The sequence below is a fragment of the Methylobacterium sp. BTF04 genome (genome assembly GCF_010692745.1).
Classification (GTDB): Bacteria; Pseudomonadota; Alphaproteobacteria; order Rhizobiales; family Beijerinckiaceae; genus Methylobacterium.
In genome coordinates this window covers 1-2815 of the sequence record NZ_JAAHTB010000131.1, presented here as the reverse complement: position 1 = coordinate 2815, position 2815 = coordinate 1, and the positions used below count along the sequence as shown (strand labels likewise).

The 2815-nt window shown below is 61.3% G+C and carries 4 protein-coding genes and 1 pseudogene; 2 read left to right on the top strand and 3 right to left on the bottom strand.

Annotated features, from left to right (window positions below):
• Positions 1 to 405: 405 nt before the first annotated feature.
• Together G3T14_RS24860 and G3T14_RS24855 are read right to left on the bottom strand one after the other, a co-directional pair.
• Positions 406 to 597 (bottom strand): hypothetical protein, encoded by a 192-nt coding sequence (locus tag G3T14_RS24860; protein WP_204263041.1) that lies wholly within the window; start codon positions 595 to 597, stop codon positions 406 to 408.
• A gap of 221 nt (positions 598 to 818) precedes the next feature.
• Positions 819 to 1475 carry a hypothetical protein gene (locus G3T14_RS24855; RefSeq protein ID WP_204263040.1) on the bottom strand — a complete coding sequence of 219 codons (657 nt, stop codon included), beginning with the start codon at positions 1473 to 1475 and terminating at the stop codon, positions 819 to 821.
• A 394-nt stretch (positions 1476 to 1869) separates the two neighbouring features.
• Here G3T14_RS24855 and G3T14_RS23635 point away from each other — a divergent pair, with 394 nt between their 5' ends.
• Both G3T14_RS23635 and G3T14_RS23630 read left to right on the top strand, forming a co-directional pair.
• Positions 1870 to 2052, top strand: coding sequence for a hypothetical protein (locus G3T14_RS23635; RefSeq protein WP_348645341.1), 183 nt, complete (start codon positions 1870 to 1872; stop codon positions 2050 to 2052).
• A gap of 243 nt (positions 2053 to 2295) precedes the next feature.
• Positions 2296 to 2514: a hypothetical protein gene (locus tag G3T14_RS23630; RefSeq protein ID WP_163644930.1), complete on the top strand. Its 219-nt coding sequence runs from the start codon at positions 2296 to 2298 to the stop codon at positions 2512 to 2514.
• A gap of 149 nt (positions 2515 to 2663) precedes the next feature.
• Here the strand turns inward: G3T14_RS23630 and G3T14_RS23625 are convergent.
• Positions 2664 to 2815: pseudogene (locus tag G3T14_RS23625) on the bottom strand (IS6 family transposase); the annotation flags it as partial.

The following is a 2815-nucleotide window of genomic DNA, read 5'->3' as shown; positions in this document are numbered from 1 at the left end:
CCGCACGATTTGGGACGGCCTTTTCTGCGCCACGCACCCAGGGTGCACAGGTGTGCAGAGAATATTTGGAAACGTTTAAGAGCATTCCAGAGCGATCTGAAGCATGGCTGCCAGCTTCAATCTGGTTCGGGTTGTCGATCCGCTACTCGGCCTACAGGTTATAATTTGAGTGGTAGGCAAGGCGTATTCGGCCGTGACCGACGGGATCGATACCATCCGGACGCTTTGCGGCAGCTTCAGTGCGTGTGGTGTGATACCCCCTGCTCTTGCCGTGCTTCTTACCGTACCGCTACCGTGCCTGCCGCACTCTACCGTGGTGGAACGAACGGCTAGGCTGCCCGCAATACAACGCTTGCGGCAAGCCTACTCTGTGCTCTCAACGACGAGGTCCGTAGCCCTCAGCTGTCAGGCGGCAACGGCATCCATCTGCACGCCCTCGACGTCATGGCTGGAAGCAGCGTTAAGATCCTCGGCACCCAAGGAATCGGCACTCATTTCAAGCCCTGAGGCGGCCACCAAATCGGCGACCAGATTGCGGATCTTCTCGTGCGCAGCCAGCTCGATTTCTTCTTTTGTCATGCCGGCGGCCTGAATCATCACGACCCCACTGATGCGCCCATGGCTCGACAAGAGCGTGAAGTTGAATCGTCCTGACCGGCTCCGGCGAAAGACGTAATGCGGCTTTGGCACAATCTGGCTCCTAGCAAAAATCGATCTTCGGCGATCGTTGCTGCAGCTTAGATAGGGCGAAATTTTATAGGGAAGTGGGAATGTTGGCCGACCTCATGATGGGCTCGCGGTAGATAGTCCAAGCCCATTTACAGGGTTCGGCATCTGCCGCTTGACTGAGAGGGGCGCTCGCCAGATCGAGCGCTTTCGAATGCGAAACCGTTGCGCTTTTGGCTTCCGCCTCTACGCATCCAGGCCTGCCACTCGCGGCTGATGACGCGGACGAGGTTGGGCGAATTCTTCCGACCCTCGTGGCGGCGTTCCTCGATGGTCAGAAGCCCATCACCCTCGGCAAGGCGGATGGCCGCCTGAGCCAGCCGCCGACACACCCCAGCCCGTGCCGCGATGGCGTCGATGCAGAGCCCGCATACGCCCTTGGCCATCACCTCGTCGCCGACGATGCGCAGGACCGCGATCTGGCCCGTGGTGAAGCGAGCAGCGAGTGCCGGCGGCATTGGTCCTGAACAGGCCAGAAGTCGTCTTCGATCACGAGACGCTGATCTGTCCGGGCTCACTTGCCGTGAACGAGGCGAGAACAGGCTTCCCCGGCCTGCCGGGATGCCTACGGGCCGAATGCCCTCACGGATCGCGCTACGGCGCCCGTGGAGGCGTTCGGCCAGCGCCTGAGCCTCCTCGTCGGCCAAGGCGCCCGAGCCGTGCCCCTGCCAGACCTGGCGCGATAGCGCGTCCATCTGCGCAAGCGTCCGCGCATCCTCGATCGCGGCCTTCATGGCGGCGTGAAACATCGGTCCCGGTCCCTGCTCGGGCCGCGGCAAAGCAGAGGACAACACCGTGTGCTGTCCCGTCAAAAGGCAAAACGCCATCGTCTCAGGGAATGACCCCGATTGACACCTGAGCGGTGTTATGATGTCTGGAGGGTAGTTCGGTCCTTCCAGACCCCATCGATTTCGACGGCCTCACCCTTGCAGGGGTGGGGCCGTTGGCGTTTTGGGCTTAGGTCTTTCTCGCGGCGCTAATCCCTTGATGATTGTCGGCTCACGACTCGCACGGATGCGGGCCTACCGGACATGGCATGTCGGCTGGGCAGGTCGGTTAAGTCAACGCTAACCCTCATCGGCCAGGTCCGCGGATCACTCGCACCATGGGAGGCTCACCGTTTCCGACGATCCGTTCCTATTCGTGCTGGCGACCGAGAATGCCGAACTGCGCGCACAGCTCGCGGAGACACAGGACCAATGCGTCGAGTTGGCGATTGATGCTGGCGAGCTTCATGCCGAGGTTGAAGCGTTGCGGCAGGATCTTCTCGAAGCTCGCGCCGAGCGGGATGCGTGGCGAGCAAAGGCCGGAGGGCTATGCGGATGATGACTGCGCGCGAATTCGCTGACGAGATTGTAGCACCTACGATCCAGGATTTCATGGACATGCCCGACCGCCGCCTCGGCTACCTCGCCTGCATCGTGTCTTATCATCTAGTGGCAGAAATCTGGACGCTTGATGCCGTCCGCTTCCGAACACGAAGACATGAAACACTCTCCGATCGGTCCTCAAAAGCCAGGCGTTGGCCCGCGATAATGTCGGTTATCGAAGCTCAAGGAGGAGTGCGCATTGAGTACAGGGTGGATCGAGGCGGTGATGCAGATGAACGCCAACATCGTCGCGGCTGAAACCCGCTTCCATGGGCAGGTGGCTCACCTCGTCGCGACGGCCAAGCGGGGTCAGGACACAATGCAGGAGGAAGCGCTGCTCGCCTCCTACCGGAACAGCCTCGACCTGCTGCGGACGATCCAGACGCGGCTTCTTCAGAACACCACGGTCACGCCATGACCGCTTTGCCCGTGCTCATCCCCGCGACGCGGATCGGCCCGGCGCTCGATCAAGATGCGTTTGTCGCCGTCGCTGGAACGGCCCCCGCGATTAAGGGGCTTGTCGCAAACTCGGATTTGAGACGCGAAACGACCTCTGTTGTCTCGCTTTCATGCTTTGTTCGCCTGGGGAAGGCCGAAGCAGAGGGAGAGTAGGCGGTTTTGCTCCTTCACCGTCCATGCGCCGGCGAAGCCGAAGCCCTTGCGTAGCCAGAGCATGGCCTCGAAGCCCTGGATCGTGCGCCGCGCCGTGTTGAACGAGC